Origin of the sequence: Variovorax paradoxus (assembly GCF_009755665.1) — a bacterium.
In the GTDB taxonomy this organism is placed as follows: Bacteria; Pseudomonadota; Gammaproteobacteria; order Burkholderiales; family Burkholderiaceae_C; genus Variovorax; species Variovorax paradoxus_G.
The window spans coordinates 2,439,962-2,456,000 of record NZ_CP046622.1; the positions used below are offsets into that span (position 1 = coordinate 2,439,962).

At 66.4% G+C, this 16,039-nt stretch carries 15 protein-coding genes; 13 read left to right on the forward strand and 2 right to left on the reverse strand.

The window, feature by feature from the left end; translation table 11 throughout:
* The first annotated feature begins 7 nt into the window (after nucleotides 1–7).
* Genes lpdA through GOQ09_RS11480 form a run of 3 tightly spaced genes read left to right on the forward strand, consistent with a single transcriptional unit; the run spans nucleotide 8 to nucleotide 3,214 of the window.
* Nucleotides 8–1,438, forward strand: a complete 1,431-nt coding sequence (lpdA, locus tag GOQ09_RS11470) for a dihydrolipoyl dehydrogenase (protein ID WP_157613537.1) — start codon at nucleotides 8–10, stop codon at nucleotides 1,436–1,438.
* Nucleotides 1,439–1,442: 4 nt separating this feature from the next.
* Nucleotides 1,443–2,543, forward strand: a complete 1,101-nt coding sequence (gene zapE / locus GOQ09_RS11475; RefSeq protein ID WP_157613538.1) for a cell division protein ZapE — start codon at nucleotides 1,443–1,445, stop codon at nucleotides 2,541–2,543.
* A complete protein-coding gene (locus tag GOQ09_RS11480) occupies nucleotides 2,540–3,214 on the forward strand; it encodes a hypothetical protein (RefSeq protein WP_157613539.1) in 675 nt (224 codons plus the stop codon). Before zapE ends, GOQ09_RS11480 begins: the two co-directional genes overlap by 4 nt.
* A 37-nt stretch (nucleotides 3,215–3,251) precedes the next feature.
* Here the strand turns inward: GOQ09_RS11480 and GOQ09_RS11485 are convergent, their stop codons facing one another.
* The gene (locus tag GOQ09_RS11485; RefSeq protein ID WP_157613540.1) at nucleotides 3,252–4,022 is read right to left on the reverse strand and encodes a PP2C family protein-serine/threonine phosphatase; all 771 of its coding nucleotides are present in this window, start codon (nucleotides 4,020–4,022) and stop codon (nucleotides 3,252–3,254) included.
* A 106-nt stretch (nucleotides 4,023–4,128) separates the two neighbouring features.
* Between GOQ09_RS11485 and GOQ09_RS11490 the strand changes: the two genes are divergently transcribed.
* Together GOQ09_RS11490 and GOQ09_RS11495 are read left to right on the forward strand one after the other, a co-directional pair.
* Nucleotides 4,129–4,332, forward strand: a complete 204-nt coding sequence (locus GOQ09_RS11490; RefSeq protein ID WP_126747274.1) for a DUF465 domain-containing protein — start codon at nucleotides 4,129–4,131, stop codon at nucleotides 4,330–4,332.
* A complete protein-coding gene (locus tag GOQ09_RS11495; RefSeq protein ID WP_157613541.1) occupies nucleotides 4,329–6,395 on the forward strand; it encodes an ATP-dependent DNA helicase in 2,067 nt (688 codons plus the stop codon). The genes GOQ09_RS11490 and GOQ09_RS11495 overlap by 4 nt, the downstream gene beginning before the upstream one ends.
* Nucleotides 6,396–6,476: 81 nt before the next feature.
* On the opposite strand, the gene GOQ09_RS11500 is transcribed toward GOQ09_RS11495, so the two are convergent.
* On the reverse strand, nucleotides 6,477–7,286 hold the full coding sequence (locus tag GOQ09_RS11500; protein WP_126747276.1) for an outer membrane protein assembly factor BamD: 810 nt from the start codon (nucleotides 7,284–7,286) through the stop codon (nucleotides 6,477–6,479).
* Between the two features lie 56 nt (nucleotides 7,287–7,342).
* On the opposite strand from GOQ09_RS11500, the gene GOQ09_RS11505 reads away from it, so the two are divergent.
* The 8 genes from GOQ09_RS11505 to ispG all read left to right on the forward strand — a co-directional run bounded on the left by GOQ09_RS11505 (nucleotide 7,343) and on the right by ispG (nucleotide 16,036).
* Nucleotides 7,343–8,326 carry an RluA family pseudouridine synthase gene (locus GOQ09_RS11505; protein WP_157616668.1) on the forward strand — a complete coding sequence of 328 codons (984 nt, stop codon included), beginning with the start codon at nucleotides 7,343–7,345 and terminating at the stop codon, nucleotides 8,324–8,326.
* A 129-nt stretch (nucleotides 8,327–8,455) separates the two neighbouring features.
* The gene (scpB, locus tag GOQ09_RS11510; RefSeq protein ID WP_157613542.1) at nucleotides 8,456–9,376 is read left to right on the forward strand and encodes an SMC-Scp complex subunit ScpB; all 921 of its coding nucleotides are present in this window, start codon (nucleotides 8,456–8,458) and stop codon (nucleotides 9,374–9,376) included.
* Nucleotides 9,373–11,175, forward strand: a complete 1,803-nt coding sequence (locus GOQ09_RS11515; protein WP_157613543.1) for a pseudouridine synthase — start codon at nucleotides 9,373–9,375, stop codon at nucleotides 11,173–11,175. The genes scpB and GOQ09_RS11515 overlap by 4 nt, the downstream gene beginning before the upstream one ends.
* A 150-nt stretch (nucleotides 11,176–11,325) precedes the next feature.
* Complete coding sequence (gene ndk, locus GOQ09_RS11520; RefSeq protein ID WP_157613544.1) at nucleotides 11,326–11,751, forward strand: nucleoside-diphosphate kinase; 426 nt, start codon at nucleotides 11,326–11,328, stop codon at nucleotides 11,749–11,751.
* A 21-nt stretch (nucleotides 11,752–11,772) separates the two neighbouring features.
* On the forward strand, nucleotides 11,773–12,924 hold the full coding sequence (rlmN, locus tag GOQ09_RS11525) for a 23S rRNA (adenine(2503)-C(2))-methyltransferase RlmN (RefSeq protein WP_157613545.1): 1,152 nt from the start codon (nucleotides 11,773–11,775) through the stop codon (nucleotides 12,922–12,924).
* Nucleotides 12,925–12,928: 4 nt separating this feature from the next.
* Nucleotides 12,929–13,783: a type IV pilus biogenesis/stability protein PilW gene (gene pilW, locus GOQ09_RS11530; RefSeq protein ID WP_157613546.1), complete on the forward strand. Its 855-nt coding sequence runs from the start codon at nucleotides 12,929–12,931 to the stop codon at nucleotides 13,781–13,783.
* Complete coding sequence (locus tag GOQ09_RS11535; protein WP_157613547.1) at nucleotides 13,776–14,762, forward strand: helix-turn-helix domain-containing protein; 987 nt, start codon at nucleotides 13,776–13,778, stop codon at nucleotides 14,760–14,762. The genes pilW and GOQ09_RS11535 overlap by 8 nt, the downstream gene beginning before the upstream one ends.
* On the forward strand, nucleotides 14,759–16,036 hold the full coding sequence (gene ispG / locus GOQ09_RS11540) for a flavodoxin-dependent (E)-4-hydroxy-3-methylbut-2-enyl-diphosphate synthase (protein ID WP_126747283.1): 1,278 nt from the start codon (nucleotides 14,759–14,761) through the stop codon (nucleotides 16,034–16,036). The genes GOQ09_RS11535 and ispG overlap by 4 nt, the downstream gene beginning before the upstream one ends.
* The last annotated feature ends 3 nt before the right edge of the window (nucleotides 16,037–16,039 follow it).

Consider the following 16,039-nt stretch of genomic DNA (forward strand, 5'->3'; position numbering starts at 1 on the left):
TGATCAGATGGCAAACAAACAATTCGACGTCATCGTCATCGGCGGTGGCCCCGGCGGCTACATCGCCGCCATTCGCGCGGCGCAACTCGGCTTCAACGTCGCGTGTATCGACGAGTGGAAGAACGGCAAGGGCGGCCCGGCACCGGGCGGCACCTGCACCAACGTCGGCTGCATTCCGTCGAAGGCGCTGCTGCAATCGTCGGAGCACTTCGAGCAGGCCGGCCACCACTTTGCGGACCACGGCATCAAGGTCGAGGGCCTGGGCCTCGACATCGACAAGATGCTGGCCCGCAAGGACCAGGTCGTGAAGCAGAACAACGACGGCATCCTGTACCTGTTCAAGAAGAACAAGATCAGCTTCTTCCATGGCCGCGGCTCGTTCGTGAAAACCGACGAAACCGGCTATGAAATCAAGGTGGCGGGCGCCGCCGAAGAATCGATCAGCGGCAAGCACATCATCGTGGCCACGGGCTCCAACGCCCGCGCATTGCCCGGCACGCCTTTCGATGAAGAGAACATTCTCTCGAACGACGGCGCGCTGCGCATCGGCGCGGTGCCGAAGAAGCTGGGCCTGATCGGCTCCGGCGTCATCGGCCTCGAAATGGGCTCTGTGTGGCGCCGCCTCGGTGCCGAAGTCACGGTGCTCGAAGCCCTGCCGACCTTCCTCGGCGCGGTGGACGAGCAGATCGCCAAGGAAGCCAAGAAGGCCTTCGACAAGCAGAAGCTCAAGATCGAACTCGGCGTCAAGGTCGGCGAGATCAAGTCGTCGAAGAAGGGCGTGAGCGTTGCCTGGACCAATGCCAAGGGCGAAGCCCAGACGCTCGAGGTCGACAAGCTGATCGTCTCGATCGGCCGCGTGCCCAACACCATTGGCCTGAACGCCGAAGCCGTGGGCCTGAAGCTGGACGAGCGCGGTGCCATTGCCGTGGACGACGATTGCAAGACCAGCCTGCCCAACGTGTGGGCCATCGGCGACGTGGTTCGCGGTCCGATGCTCGCGCACAAGGCCGAGGAAGAGGGCGTTGCGGTTGCTGAGCGCATTGCGGGCCAGCATGGCCATGTCAACTTCAACACGGTTCCGTGGGTCATCTACACCAGTCCCGAGATCGCGTGGGTCGGCCAGACCGAGCAGCAGCTCAAGGCCGCGGGCCGCGCCTACAAGGCCGGTACCTTCCCGTTCCTGGCAAATGGCCGCGCACGCGCGCTGGGCGACACCACGGGCATGGTCAAGTTCCTGGCCGATGCCGCAACCGACGAGATCCTCGGCGTGCACATCGTGGGTCCTCAAGCCAGCGAACTGATCTCCGAAGCCGTGGTGGCCATGGAGTTCAAGGCGAGCGCCGAAGACATCGCACGCATCTGCCACGCGCACCCGTCGCTGTCGGAAGCCACGAAGGAAGCGGCACTTGCCGTGGACAAGCGCACGCTGAACTTCTGATCCATTGACCAGCGTCAAAGAGGCCTACGAGGCGGAACTCGCGGTGCGCGGGTTCCAGAGCGATCCCGCGCAACTGCGCGCCGTGGAGGCGCTGGATCGCTGCGCGCGGGAGTGGGCCGGCTACAAGGCCCAGCGCTCCAACGCGCTGAAGAAGTTCATCAACCGGCCGGAGCTCCCGCGCGGCGTCTACATGTATGGCGGCGTCGGGCGGGGCAAGAGCTTCCTGATGGACTTGTTCTTCAACGCCGTGCCGCTGCGCCGCAAGACGCGCCTGCACTTTCACGAGTTCATGCGCGAGGTGCACCGCGAACTGCGCGAGCTGCAGGGCACGGTCAACCCGCTCGACGAGCTTGGGTTGCGTATTTCCAAGCGCTACAAGCTGATCTGCTTCGACGAGTTCCACGTCGCGGACATCACCGACGCGATGATTCTTCATCGTCTGCTCGTGTCGCTGTTCGAGAACGGCGTGGGCTTTGTCACCACCTCCAATTTCAGGCCCGACGACCTGTATCCCGGCGGGCTGCACCGCGACCGCATCCTGCCTGCGATTGCGCTACTGAACGAGAAGCTCGAAGTGCTGAGCGTGGACAACGGCACCGACTACCGGCGCCGCACGCTCGAGCAATTGCGCATGTACCTCACGCCCAACGATGCGGCGGCCGAGAAGGAAATGCGCAAGGCTTTCGACAAGCTGGCCGAAACGGCTGACGAAAGCCCCATCCTGCACATCGAGCAGCGCGAGATCCGCGCAAGGCGCAAGGCGGGCGGCGTGGTCTGGTTCGACTTCAAGACGCTGTGCGGCGGACCGCGCTCGCAGAACGACTATCTCGAAATTGCCAGCCAGTTCCATACGGTGCTGCTCTCCGATGTGCCGCACATGCCGGTGCGCATGGCTTCCGAAGCACGCCGTTTCACCTGGCTGGTCGACGTCTTGTACGACCGGCGCGTCAAGCTCATCATGTCGGCTGAGGTAGCGCCGGAGGCGTTGTATACCGAGGGGCCGCTTGCGCATGAATTCCCGCGCACGGTTTCGAGGCTCACCGAAATGCAATCGAGCGAATTCCTCTCCCTGGAGCGCCGGATCGTCGACACTCGACTGACATGAAAAATATCGTTTTCGCCGTGCTGATGAGCTTGGGCAGCTTGCCGGTCTGGGCGCAGTCCAATGCGGCCGCCGGCAGTACCGACTTCGAGGCCGAACGCAGCAGGCTGGCCGCCGAGCGCGCCGCCATCGAGGCACGCTTCGAAAAAGAGCGTGCGGCCTGCTATCAGAAGTTCGCGGTCGAAGACTGCCTGCGCGACAGCCGCAGGCGCCGCCGCACCGAAACCGATCACATCAAGCGCCAGGAAACGGCCATCAACGACATCGAGCGCCAGCGGCGCGGTGCGGCCGAACTCGAAAAGCTCGATCAGAAGGCCGCCACACGGCGCCCGCAAGACACGCCCGAAAAGCAGGACGAATCCCGCCAAGCGCAAAAAGACCGCGAGCAGCGTGCTGCCGACCATGCGGCGAGCCGCGCCGCCACGGCTGCCGAGGCGGACGAGCGCCGGCGCCAGCTCGAGGCCAAGCAGAAGGCAAACGCCGAAGACCAGGCCAAGGCTGCCCAGCGCCGTGCCGAGGCGCCGGCGGAGGTCGAGCGCTTCGAGAGCAAGCAGCAGAAGGCAGCGGAGCGTCGGGCCAGCCGCGAGCGGCAGAACGCCGATCGCAGCAGACCCCGTGGGGCGCCTTTGCCCCCGCCGCCACCGGCATCGCCGGCGTCGTCGCCTTCTCGTTGAGCACGGGGGCCGAGCGAGCACCGCTCGGCGTCGGACGTCAGGCTTCGGCTGGAAGCGCTTCGAGTTTCAACACCGCAATGGAAATGTTGTCGCCCGTACCCCGGGCGCGGCGGCGCGCCTCGCCCACCAGGATTTCAACCGCGTCGCGCGGTGGCTCCGCATACAGCACGCTGGCCAGTTCCTCGGGGCTGAAGTAGTGCCAGAGTCCGTCGCTGCACGCCATGAGCAGGTCGCCAGGCTGCATCGCCGGAATGTAGTGGGGTTCGATCGGCGGCGGAGTCGTTGTCATGCCCAGGCAGCCCAGCAGAATGTTGCCCTTGGGATGAACGTTGGCCTCGGCCTCGCTGATTTCGCCCCGGTCGATGAGCACCTGCACATACGAGTGGTCGCGCGTGCGCGTGACGAGCTCGCCGTCCTGAAAGTGATAGATGCGGGAGTCGCCCGCGTGAATCCAGGCGCAGTCGCCCTTGGGGTTCATGAGAAAAGCCGCCAGCGTGCTGTGCGGCTCCTGCTCGCTCGACAGGGCCGTGAGCTTGATGACCGTGTGCGCGTCTTCCAGCAATTGCCGCAGCACCGCCGTGGAGCTGTCGCGATCGGGGTGGTAGCGCGTGAAGAGCTGGCGCGCCGTCATCAGCACCTGGTCGGACGCCTTGCGGCCGCCGCTGCGCCCGCCCATGCCGTCGGCAATGACGCCCAGCATGCAGCCAGGCACGCGCGGATGGCTCATCATCAGCACCTGGTCCTGCTGGTAGGGACGGTCTCCCTTGTGGAGACCGGTGGCGGCGGCAAGTCGAAAGCCTAGGGTCATGAGCGCAATGCGCCAATGGCGCGCTTTCTGTCTTCTCGTGAATTCGTGTCAGGACGTATTATCGAGTGAACACGAGTGCGCGCGGAATACGCTCGCATCGCCCACGTTGGACTCCAATCTCCACTCCCTTTCCCGCCAATTGATCGAGTTGCGCATCGAGCATGCCGACCTTGATGCCACCATCGACCGACTGGCCGAGGCTTTGCCGCAAGACGAACTCCTGCTGCGGCGCCTGAAGAAACGCCGCCTCGGGTTGCGCGACCAGATCGTGCGGCTCGAAAACTTGCTCGATCCGAGAGAACCCGCGTGACCGACACACTCGAGGACAAGGTGCGCGACGCCTTCGCGCACGGTGGGGCGCTTTCCCACGCCGCCGAGCAGTTTCGCGAACGCTCGGGACAGACCGAAATGGCGCTGGCCGTGGCACGCACCATCGAAGACGGCGGCGTGCTGGTGGTGGAGGCCGGCACCGGCGTGGGCAAGACCTTTTCGTATCTGGTGCCGGCGTTGCTGAGCGGCGAACGCGTGCTGCTGTCGACCGCCACCAAGACCCTGCAGGACCAGCTGTTCGGCCGCGACTTGCCGCGCCTGGTCGAAGCGCTCGAACTGCCGGTGCGAACGGCGCTGCTCAAGGGCCGCGCGAGCTATCTGTGCCTGCACCGGCTCGATCTTGCGCGCCACGATGCATCGCTGCCCGAACGGGGCAGCCTGCGAACGCTCGCCAAGATCGAGCAATGGTCGAAGGCCACACGAACCGGCGACCTGGCAGAGCTGCCCGGGCTGGACGAGCGATCGCCGCTCATTCCGCTGATTACTTCCACGCGCGAGAACTGCCTGGGCGCCCAGTGTCCGCAGTTCAAGCCATGCCACGTCAACCTGGCGCGGCGCGAGGCGCTGGCCGCCGATGTGGTGGTCATCAATCACCACTTGTTCTTTGCGGATCTCGCCGTGCGCGAGACCGGCATGGCGGAGCTGCTGCCGACCGTGAGTGTGGTCGTGTTCGACGAGGCCCACCAGCTCAACGAAACCGGCGTGCAGTTTCTCGGGGCGCAACTCGGCAGCGGCCAGGCACTCGATTTCGCGCGCGATCTGCTTGGCGCGGGCCTGCAGCATGCGCGCGGACTGGTCGATTGGCAGCAGCTGGCAGCGGCCGTGGAGCGTGCGGCGCGCGAGCTGCGCCTTGCGGTCGGCAAGCAGTGGCCCGGCACCAAGCTGCGCTGGGTGGGGCCGTCGCCGGAAGGCATCGATCCGGGCATCTGGCAGGGCGCCCTCGACGACTTCCAGCATGCATTCGAAATGGCGGCCGAAGGGCTCGATACCGTCAGCGAGATATCGCCCGACTTCGTGCGCCTGTACGAGCGGGCGCAGCAGCTCGCCAAGCGCGCGGCGCGTTTCGCGTTGCCTTGCGAGGTCGAATCGGTGCGCTGGGTCGACGTGGGCACGCAATTGCGCCTGGTCGAGTCACCGCTCGACATTGCGGAGGCGATGCGCACGCGCGTGCTCAAGATCAGCCATGGCGAGCGTGAACTCGATGCCTATGGCGAAGAACAGGAAGACGGCCACCCGGCGCCGGAAGACAGCGGCCGCGCCTGGATCTTTACTTCCGCCACGCTGGGCGACGAGCCCACGCTGCGCTGGTTCACCGAACCGTGCGGCCTGGGCGATGCCGAGGTGCTGCGCGTGCAGAGCCCCTTCGACTATGCCGCCCAAGCGGGGCTTTATGTGCCGCGGGCTTTTCCGAAACCCAACGATGCTTCTCACAGCGCGAGGGTTGCGCAACTCGCTGCGCGGGGCGCGAGCGAACTCGGCGGGCGCACGCTGGTGCTGACGACCACGCTGCGTGCCTTGCGCACCATCGGCGACGAGATGAAGCAGCAATTCGAGCGGCTCGAATCCGACGTGCGGCCCGAGGTGCTGGTGCAGGGCGAACTGCCCAAGCGCGTGCTCATGGATCGCTTTCGCGAAGGCGCGCAAGGCGGCCGCGCGGGTTGCGTGCTGGTGGCATCCGCATCGTTCTGGGAAGGCTTCGACGCACCGGGCGACGCGCTGCAGCTGGTGGTGATCGACAAGCTGCCGTTTCCTCCGCCGAATGACCCGCTGGTCGAGGCACGCTCGCAGCGGCTCGAAGCCCAGGGCCGCAGTTCGTTCAGCGACTACTCGCTGCCCGAGGCGGCCGTGGCGCTGAAGCAGGGCGCGGGGCGGCTGATTCGCCGCGAAACGGATTGCGGGGTGCTTGCGATCTGCGACACCCGCCTGGTGGCGATGGGCTACGGACGGCGGTTGCTGTCCGCGTTGCCGCCGATGCGCAGGCTGGAGAGCGAAGCGGATTTCGAGGCCGCCATCAGCGACCTGAAGAATTCGCTCTCGGCCTGAGAGGCGAGGAGGCCGGGCGGGGAGGGGCCTGCCCCCGTCCAGACGAAGAAAAAGCCCCGAAGGGCTTTGTTCTTTATCGAGTTACCAGACTTTCCACCACGGATCGTCCTTGCCCTTGAAGCCGCGGGCCAGGTACTCGCTTTGCGGGTAGTTGGTGGTCAACACGCGCTGGGCGTCGTCGCGCAGGTCCTTCATGCCGAGCGCGTCGTAGGAGCGCACGATGATGTACAGCGCTTCTTCGAGTGCGGGCACTTCGCGGTAGTCGGACAACGCAAGCTGTGCCCGGTTGATGGCCGCGAGGTAGGCGCCGCGGGAGTAGTAGTAGCGTGCCACGTGCACTTCGTACTGCGCGAGCGAGTTCACGATGTAGTTCATGCGCTGGCGCGCGTCGGGGGCGTAGCGCGACGCGGGGAAGCGCGTCACGAGCTCCTTGAACGACTCGAACGATTCCTTGGCCGCCTTCTGGTCGCGTTCGGACAGGTCTTGCCGCGTCAGGAACGAGAACATGCCCAGGTCGTCGTTGAAGTTGATCACGCCCTTGAGGTACAGCGCATAGTCGAGAGCCGGGCTCGCCGGGTGCAGCTTCATGAAGCGGTCGAGCGTGGAAACCGCGTTGGCTTTTTCACCGGCCTTGTACTGCGCGTAGGCCTTTTCGAGCTGGGCCTGCTGGGCGAGCGGCGTACCGGCGGCGCGGCCTTCGAGCTTCTCGTACAGGGGCACGGCCTTGTCGTAGGCGCCGGAGCCGGCTTCGTCCTTGGCTTCGGCGTAAATGCGGTTGGGGCTCCAACTTGCCGTCTTGTCGGCGGTGGGGGTGGAGGAGCAGCCGGCTGCAAGCAGCGCTGCTGCGCTGAGCGCGATCCAGGAGGGGACCGATAATTTGGCGCGAAACATCACATACGGCTTTCGTGAAACAGTTGCCTTCAATTATATCGACCGACCCCCTGGACCTGGCGCCTGAAACAGCCGAGGGCGAGGAGGGCGCCGATCCGGTCGAATCCAGCGAGCTGCGGCCCTTTGCCATGGGCGCTGCCGAGCACGGCCAGCGGCTGGACCGCGCATTGGCCGTCCTGGTGCCGGAATTTTCTCGCAACTATCTGCAACAGCTGATCGAAGCCGGGGCGGTGGAGCTGGAGGGGCGCACGGTGCTGAAGGCATCGGCCACGGTGCGGGCCGGGCAGGCCGGCCGCATCGAACTGCGGCCGACGCCGCAAAGCCAGGCGTTCCGGCCCGAGGCCATGGACATCGTGACGGTGCACGAGGACGAGCACCTGCGAATCATCGACAAACCCGCGGGCCTGGTGGTGCACCCGGCGCCGGGCCATTGGAGCGGCACGCTCCTGAACGGGCTGCTGGCGCTCGACCCCAAGGCTTCGCTGCTGCCGCGGGCGGGCATCGTGCACCGGCTCGACCGCGACACCAGCGGGCTGATGGTGGTGGCGCGCACGCGGGCTGCCATGGATGCGATGGTGGCGCTGATTGCAGCGCGAGAAGTCAAGCGGCAATACCTGGCCGTCGGGCACAAGCCTTGGGCGGGCGCAGCCGCCCGGCAGGTCGATGCCCCCATTGGCCGCGATCCGCGCAACCGTTTGCGCATGGCGGTGGTCGATCTGGAGCGCCACGCCGGCAAGACGGCACGTACCCTCATCGAGCGGCTGGACAGCAATGCGCAGGGTTGCGCCGTGCGGTGCACGCTCGAAACCGGCCGAACTCACCAGATCCGGGTTCATATGGCGTCCATCGGGCATCCGCTGGTCGGCGATGCGCTTTATGGAGGCGCGCCCGCCGCCGGGCTGGAGCGGCAGGCGCTGCATGCCTTCAGGCTGGCGTTCGTGCACCCGGTCACGCAGGCGCCGCTGGAGTTCCGCTCCCTTCCGCCCGCGGATCTTGTTCATGCGCTGCAGACCTGGGGGCTGGATTACAATCGCGCCTGACGGCCCGAGGGCCGCGCCGGCCACTCGATGCCGGCCTTGCGTTGCACTCGCCGCGTGCCGGCAACGCCTACTCCTTCCATCCTTGTGAGCCAGCGTCCAACAGACGCCTTTTCCCGGATAACGCGAACCATGAATACGGCGGATGCCAAGCGCATTCTAGAAACCGCCTTGATCTGTTCGAGCCAGCCGCTGCCAGTGCGCGACATGCGCGTGCTGTTCGACGACGAGCTGGGCGTGGACACCATCAAGGTGCTGTTGCTTGAACTGCAGGAAGACTGGGCGCAACGCGGCCTGGAGCTGGTGAATGTCGCCAGCGGCTGGCGCTTTCAGAGCCGGCCCGAGATGCGCGACCACCTCGATCGCCTGCACCCCGAGAAGCCGCCGCGCTACACGCGGGCCGCCCTAGAAACGCTGGCCATCATCGCCTACCGCCAACCGGTCACGCGCGGCGACATGGAAGACATTCGCGGCGTCACCATCAATTCCCTCATCCTGAAGCAGCTCGAGGACAGAGGCTGGGTCGAGGTGATCGGCCACCGCGAAACCGTGGGACGGCCGGCGCTCTACGCCACCACGCGGCAGTTCCTCGACGATCTCGGCCTGGCCTCGCTGGACCAGCTGCCGCTGATCGAAACGCCGGCCCAGCAGGCGGCATTGGTCGACGCGCTCGACCAAGCCTCGGGCAACCAGCCCGGCCTGCCGATGGAAATCGCCAGCGAATCCGATGCCGACGCTTCCGCTGCGACGGATGCGGCGCTGGAAGCAGAATTGACCTTGCCCGGTGCCGAGGGTCCCGAGGCAACGGAAAATCAGGCGCAAGACGAGCCTCAGGCCGCCGAGGCGCACGCCGAAGTGCTCGATGCGGCTGAAGCCATCGAAGCGGTCGACGCCGCTGCCGCGCAATTTGCCGAGGACGCGGCCTCGCCCGAAGAGCCTTCGGAAATTCCCGCCCCCCAGGAAGTCGAGCCTCCCGTTGCGCTCGAGTCCGAAGAAGTCCCGTCGCCCGACGAGACCGATCCCCACGCTGTTTCTCCCGGAAAAACCTCATGAGCTCCTCCGACACCGACGACGCGGCAATCGTGCCGGTCCAGCCCGAATCCGATAAAAAAGCGGTCGCGGAAGTGTCCGGCCCCTCTTCGGATGCCGATGCTGGCGCATCCGCTCCAGCCGCCGGCGAGGGTGAAGCTCCCAAGAAGAAGCGTGCTCCGCGCCGCAAGAAGACCGTGGAGCCGGCTGCAGAGAGTGAAGCTGCGGCAGCACCTGCGGAAGGTTCCGAGCCGGTGATCGAAGCCGCCGCTGAAGCCGCCTCTGCAGCAGCTCCCGCTTCGGAGCCAACCACTGCCGCTCCCGTCAAGGCTGCCGCCCCAGTGGCAGCGGCTGAGCAGCGCGAAGAGCGCCGCGAGGAAGAGGGAGCTCGAGGCCAGTACGACGACGAAGAAGAGGAAGACGAACCCGACGAGGAAGAGGACGACCTCGACCGCGCACGCCGTGCCGCCGAGCGCGAGCAGCGCAATGCGCTGCCGCCCGAGCCGATCCGTTTCGCGGACGTCATTTCAGGCCAGTTCGACGCCGACGAGGAAAGCCCCGAAGTCCCGCCGCTCAAGCGCGTGCTGCTGCCGGAGGCCGACTCGCCCAAGCTGCACAAGGTGCTGGCCCAGGCTGGCCTCGGTTCGCGGCTCGAAATGGAAGCGTTGATCCTCCAGGGCCGCATCTCGGTCAACAACGAACCGGCCCACATCGGCCAGCGCATCCAGTACGGCGACCAGGTCAAGATCAACGGCAAGCCCATTCGCTACCGCATCGCGCCGCCTCCGCCGCGCGTCATCGCGTACCACAAGCCTGTGGGCGAGGTCGTGACGCACGACGACCCGCAGAACCGTCCCACGGTGTTCCGCAAGCTGCCGCGCCTGCAGCAGGGCAAGTGGCAATCGGTCGGCCGGCTCGACCTGAACACCGAAGGCTTGCTGTTGTTCAGCAGCTCCGGCGACCTCGCCAACCAGCTGATGCACCCGCGCTTCGGCCTGGAGCGCGAATACGCTGTGCGCGTGCTCGGTGCGCTCAGCGCCGACGAAAAGAAGAAGCTGCTCGAAGGCGTGCGCCTCGACGATGGCATGGCCCAGTTCGGCACCATCGAAGAGGGCGGCGGCGAAGGCTCGAACTGCTGGTACCGCGTCACCATTTCCGAAGGCCGCAACCGCGAGGTGCGGCGCCTGTTCGAATCGGTCGGCCACGCGGTCAGCCGCCTGATCCGCATCCGCTACGGCGCCATGGTGCTTCCGCGCGGGCTGAAGCGCGGTGCCTGGATGGAGCTCGACGAGCGCGACATCAGCGCTTTGTTCCAGGCATCGGGCGGCGGCGCGCCGCGCCCGCAGCAGCAACGCGGCCCGGGCGGGCAGGACGGTGCCGGCGGCGGCCGCAACGGGCGCAACAAGAAGCGCCGCGGCAACAACCGCAACGCCGGCGGCGCGCAGCAGCAGCCCCGCGACATGCGCGATGACGGCCGCGAGGCGCCCATTCCGAACCCGCTCGGCGAAGGCCGGCCGCCGCGTGGAGAGCGCGGGGGGCGCGGCAACCGAGGCGGTGGTGGTGGCGGCAACGCTGGCATGCAGCCGCAAGGCCGCCGTGGCAACAACAACAACCGTGGCAACCGCCAGGGTGAAGAGCGTCCGCCAGGCGGCGCGAACCAGCCGGATCCGATGAAGACCTCGCTCGGCTACATCGGCGCCGACAGCTTTTCGCGCCAGCGCAAGGAGCAACGCCAAGGCCCAGGCCGCCGTGGTGGCGGTCCGGCGGGCGGAGGCTTCGGCGGGCAGGGCGGCCCGGGCGGAAACCGCCGCCGCGGACGCTGAAAGCCAGCTGCCAGCGCAGCCTTTCGCGGGGTTTTCACCAAGGCCCCGGGCTGCGCCGGTTAAAATCAGAGGCTTTGTCGCCGTAGAGTGCAACATATTCGTTGCAGCCGTGACAAAACACTTCAAAATTAAAGCTCAGGAAGCACTTCAATGGCTATCGAACGTACCCTCTCCATCATCAAGCCCGACGCCGTTGCAAAGAACGTCATCGGCAAGATCGTTTCCCGCTTCGAAGCTGCCGGCCTCAAGATCGTCGCCGCCAAGCTGGTGCACCTTTCGCGCAACGAAGCCGAGCAGTTCTACTCGGTCCACAAGGAGCGTCCCTTCTTCAAGGACCTCGTCGAGTTCATGATCTCCGGCCCCGTGTTCGTGCAAGTGCTCGAAGGCGAGAACGCAATCGCCAAGAACCGCGACCTGATGGGCGCCACCGACCCGAAGAAGGCCGCCCCCGGCACCATTCGCGCCGACTTCGCCGACAGCATCGACGCCAACGCGGTGCACGGTTCGGACGCTCCCGAAACCGCAGCGAACGAAGTGGCCTTCTTCTTCGCCGGCCTCAACGTCTACGCGCGCTGAAGCCGTATCCCGGCTGATTTCATGACCACGGCCAACCTGCTCGAATTCGATCTCGAGGGGCTGGCTGCGTTCTGCGAAAAGCTCGGCGAGAAGCGATTCCGCGCCACGCAGCTGTTCCGCTGGATCCACCAGCGTGGCGCCAGCGACTTCGCCCAGATGACCGATCTGGCCAAGTCGCTGCGCGAGAAGCTCGCCACAACCGCTCGCGTCGAGGCCCTCTCGGTTCTCACGCAGCACGAATCCAAGGACGGCACGATCAAGTGGCTGTTCGACGTCGGCGATGGCAATGCCGTCGAAGCCGTATTCATTCCCGAAGACGACCGCGGCACGCTGTGCGTGTCGTCCCAGGCCGGCTGCGCGGTGGGTTGCCGTTTTTGCTCCACGGGGCATCAGGGCTTCAGTCGTAACCTGAGCACGGGCGAAATCGTCGCCCAGCTGTGGTTTGCCGAGCACTTCCTTCGCAAGCACCTGAAACGCGACGAGCGCGTCATTTCCAATGTGGTGATGATGGGCATGGGCGAGCCGCTGCAGAACTACTCGGCGCTCGTGCCGGCGCTGCGCACCATGCTCGACGACAACGCCTATGGGCTGTCGCGCCGCCGCGTGACCGTGTCGACCTCCGGCGTGGTGCCGATGATCGACCGCCTGGGCGCCGATTGTGCAGTGGCCATGGCCGTGTCGCTGCACGCGCCCAACGATGCGCTGCGCGACGATCTCGTGCCGCTCAATCGCAAGTACCCCATCGCCGAACTGATCGGGGCCTGCAAGCGCTACCTGGCGCATGCGCCACGCGACTTCATCACTTTCGAGTACTGCATGCTCGACGGTGTGAACGACCAGCCCGAGCATGCGCGGCAACTGGTGGAACTCGTTCGCACGCATGGCATTTCGTGCAAGTTCAACCTGATTCCGTTCAACCCGTTTCCGGCCTCGGGCTTGCTGCGTTCGCCGCAGCCGCGGGTGCTGGCGTTTGCCAAGACGCTGAGCGAGGCCGGCCTCGTGACCACCGTGCGCAAGACGCGCGGCGACGACATCGACGCGGCCTGCGGACAGCTGGCCGGCGACGTGAAGGACCGCACGCGCGCCGCCGAACGCATGGCCCAGCGCCGTGCCGTGTCGGAGCGCCCTGTTGTTCTGCATCCGGTTCGAAAGACCACCCCCCAGGAGCACTGATCCAATGAGCATGGCCTTTCCGATGACCACCGCGAGCGCGCAGCGGCTGCTGACTGCAAGCTTTGCCGGTGTGGCCGTGGCGTTTCTGCTCGTGGGCTGCGTCAACACGCGGACCACCACCACCAGCCTGGCCGACACCAGCTCGGGCAAGGGTGCGGAGATCGTCACCGAGTCGGACGAAAGCAGCCGGCAGCGCCGCGCGCGGCTGCGGCTTGAGTTGGCCTCGGGCTACTTCGAGCATGGCCAGAACACCGTCGCGCTCGACGAAATCAAGCAGGCGCTGGTCGCCGACCCCAACTACGCGGATGCCTACAGCCTTCGGGGCCTCGTCTACATGCGGCTCGACGATGCCGGCATGGCCGAGGACAGCTTCCGCCGCGCCATCGCCATCAACCCGCGCGATCCCAACGTGCGGCACAACTACGGCTGGCTGCTGTGCCAGCAGAACCGTTATGGCGACGCGGCCCAGCAGTTCAACGCCGCGCTCGCGGTGCCGAGCTACACCGACCGGGCCAAGACGCTCATGACGTTGGGTGTTTGCCAGCTCAAGGCCGGCCAGCGCCCGGAGGCGGAGCGCAGCCTGATGCAGGCCTATGAGATGGACGCCGGCAATCCGGTGGTCGGGTTCAACCTGGCCTCGCTGCTGGCGCAGCGCGAAGAATGGTCGCGCGCGCAGTTCTACATTCGCCGCGTCAACAACAGCCCCTCGGCCAGCGCCGAGACGCTGTGGCTCGGCATCAAGATCGAACGACGGCTCAACAACCGCGAGGCAGTTGCGCAGTTGGGAGGACAACTGCAACGGCGCTTTCCGCAGTCCCGGGAGGCAATAGCGTACGAGCGCGGGAATTTCAATGACTGAACGGGTTTCGGAGTTCGGCACTTCCGCGGCGCTGCCGCTCGAGGAAGGCGACATCACGCACAAGACGGCCGGCGACATGCTTCGCGAGGCGCGCGAGGCCCATGGCCTGCATATCGAAATGGTGGCCGCGGCGCTGAAGGTGCCGCCGCAGAAGCTCATGGCATTGGAGGCGGACGATATCGATTCGCTGCCCGATCCGGTCTTTGCGCGCGCGCTGGCAAGCAGCGTCTGCCGCGCCTTGCGCATCGATTCCGCTCCGGTGCTGGCAAAGCTGCCGGGAGCGCAGCGCGCGCCGCTGGCAACGGCCGACCGCACGCTCAAGAGCAATATCGTTTCCGGTACGCCGCGCTGGAACGGCAGCCGCTCCAACGGTCTTCCATCGCGCGCATTGCTGATCGTCGTCGCTTTGCTGCTGGTGGGGGCAGCGGTGCTGTTCTGGCTGCCGCAGTCGGCTTTCGACCAGGTCGGCGCCGCCGTCTCGCGTTGGACGGCGCGCGGCGAAACCGAAACAGGCTCGGTTACCGAGGCGCCTGCAGTCGCAGCGGCTCCAGGCGGAGCCTCCGTCATCGAGAACGCACCGGTGTCGCCTGTGCCGCCTGCGGCAACCGGCCCGGCGAATGCGGCGCCCGGAACGCCTGCGGCAGCACCTGCCGCACCGGGTGCGCCATCCGCCACGGCCTTGCCAGCAGCCAATGCAGCTGCCACCGTTGCGGCGCCGTCTGCCGCTGCCGGCGGAGGCCAGCCGCTGGTCTTCGTCGCTCGCGAAGACTGCTGGATCACGGTGACGGAGGCGGGCGGCAAGCAGTTGCTGCGGCGCATCGTGCAAGCCGGCGAAACCGTGGGGTTGTCCGGCGCGCTGCCGCTGTCGGTGGTGGTCGGGCGCGCTTCGGCGGTCGATGTGCAAGTGCGCGGAAAGCCCTACGATCTGAAGCCGGTCACGCGCGGCGGCGGCGTGGCGCGTTTCGAGGTGACATCTTGAGCGACTGCACTCCTCAACCCATTGAATCGGCGGCGCCGAAGGCGCGCCGCTCGCGCCAGGCCCAGGTGGTCTGGGGTGCGCGCACCGTCACGGTCGGCGGCGACGCGCCCGTGCGCGTGCAATCGATGACCAACACCGACACGGTCGATGCCATCGGCACGGCCATCCAGGTGAAGGAGCTCGCCACCGCGGGTTCGGAAATGGTGCGCATCACGGTCAACACGCCCGAGGCCGCGGCCCAGGTGCCCTACATCCGCGAGCAGCTCGACCGCATGGGCATCGACGTGCCGCTGATCGGCGACTTTCATTACAACGGGCATCGCCTGCTGACCGACTATCCGGCCTGCGCCGAGGCGCTCAGCAAGTACCGCATCAATCCCGGCAACGTGGGCAAGGGCGACAAGCGCGACCGCCAGTTCGGCCAGATGATCGACGCGGCCATGCGGTGGAACAAGCCCGTGCGCATTGGCGTGAACTGGGGCAGCCTCGACCAGGAACTGCTTGCCAGCCTGATGGACATCAACAGCCAGCGCGCCGAACCGTGGGACGCCAAGCAGGTGATGTACGAGGCGCTGATCACCTCGGCCATCGAATCCGCCAAGTTGGCCGAATCGATGGGCATGGCCGGCAACCAGGTCATCCTGTCGTGCAAGGTGAGCGGTGTGCAAGACCTGATCTCGGTGTATCGCGAGCTTGCCCGTCGCTGCGAATACCCGCTGCACCTCGGCCTCACCGAAGCCGGCATGGGCACCAAGGGCACGGTGGCCTCGGCCACGGCGCTTTCGATCCTGCTGCAAGAGGGCATCGGCGACACGATTCGCGTGTCGCTCACGCCGCAGCCGGGCGAGTCGCGCACGCAAGAGGTGCTGATCGCCAATGAAATTCTCCAGGCGCTGGGCCTGCGGGTGTTCGTGCCGAGCGTGACGGCCTGCCCGGGCTGCGGCCGCACCACGAGCACCACTTTCCAGGAACTCGCCAAGCAGATCGACGATTACCTGCGCATGCAGATGCCGGTGTGGCGCAAGAAATATCCGGGGGTCGAAACCATGAAGGTGGCCGTCATGGGCTGCATCGTGAACGGCCCCGGCGAAAGCAAGCATGCCGACATCGGCATCAGCCTGCCCGGCACCGGCGAAGCACCTGCGGCGCCGGTCTTCATCGACGGCGAAAAGGCCCTCACGCTGCGCGGCGACAATATCGCCAACGAGTTCCATCAGCTCGTCGAAAACTACATCGAAAAGCGCTTTGGCGGCGAGCACGCCGCCGTGGCCTGACAC

What these genes read in the sequence shown, in the direction of transcription:
- GOQ09_RS11480 (WP_157613539.1), top strand. Translation starts at nt 2,540, where the DNA reads ATGAAAAATATCGTTTTCGCCGTGCTGATGAGCTTGGGCAGCTTGCCG.
- scpB (WP_157613542.1), top strand. Translation starts at nt 8,456, where the DNA reads ATGAATACGGCGGATGCCAAGCGCATTCTAGAAACCGCCTTGATCTGT.
- rlmN (WP_157613545.1), top strand. Translation starts at nt 11,773, where the DNA reads ATGACCACGGCCAACCTGCTCGAATTCGATCTCGAGGGGCTGGCTGCG.
- lpdA (WP_157613537.1), top strand. Translation starts at nt 8, where the DNA reads ATGGCAAACAAACAATTCGACGTCATCGTCATCGGCGGTGGCCCCGGC.
- GOQ09_RS11500 (WP_126747276.1), bottom strand. Translation starts at nt 7,286, where the DNA reads ATGTTTCGCGCCAAATTATCGGTCCCCTCCTGGATCGCGCTCAGCGCA.
- pilW (WP_157613546.1), top strand. Translation starts at nt 12,929, where the DNA reads ATGAGCATGGCCTTTCCGATGACCACCGCGAGCGCGCAGCGGCTGCTG.
- GOQ09_RS11535 (WP_157613547.1), top strand. Translation starts at nt 13,776, where the DNA reads ATGACTGAACGGGTTTCGGAGTTCGGCACTTCCGCGGCGCTGCCGCTC.
- GOQ09_RS11485 (WP_157613540.1), bottom strand. Translation starts at nt 4,022, where the DNA reads ATGACCCTAGGCTTTCGACTTGCCGCCGCCACCGGTCTCCACAAGGGA.
- ndk (WP_157613544.1), top strand. Translation starts at nt 11,326, where the DNA reads ATGGCTATCGAACGTACCCTCTCCATCATCAAGCCCGACGCCGTTGCA.
- GOQ09_RS11515 (WP_157613543.1), top strand. Translation starts at nt 9,373, where the DNA reads ATGAGCTCCTCCGACACCGACGACGCGGCAATCGTGCCGGTCCAGCCC.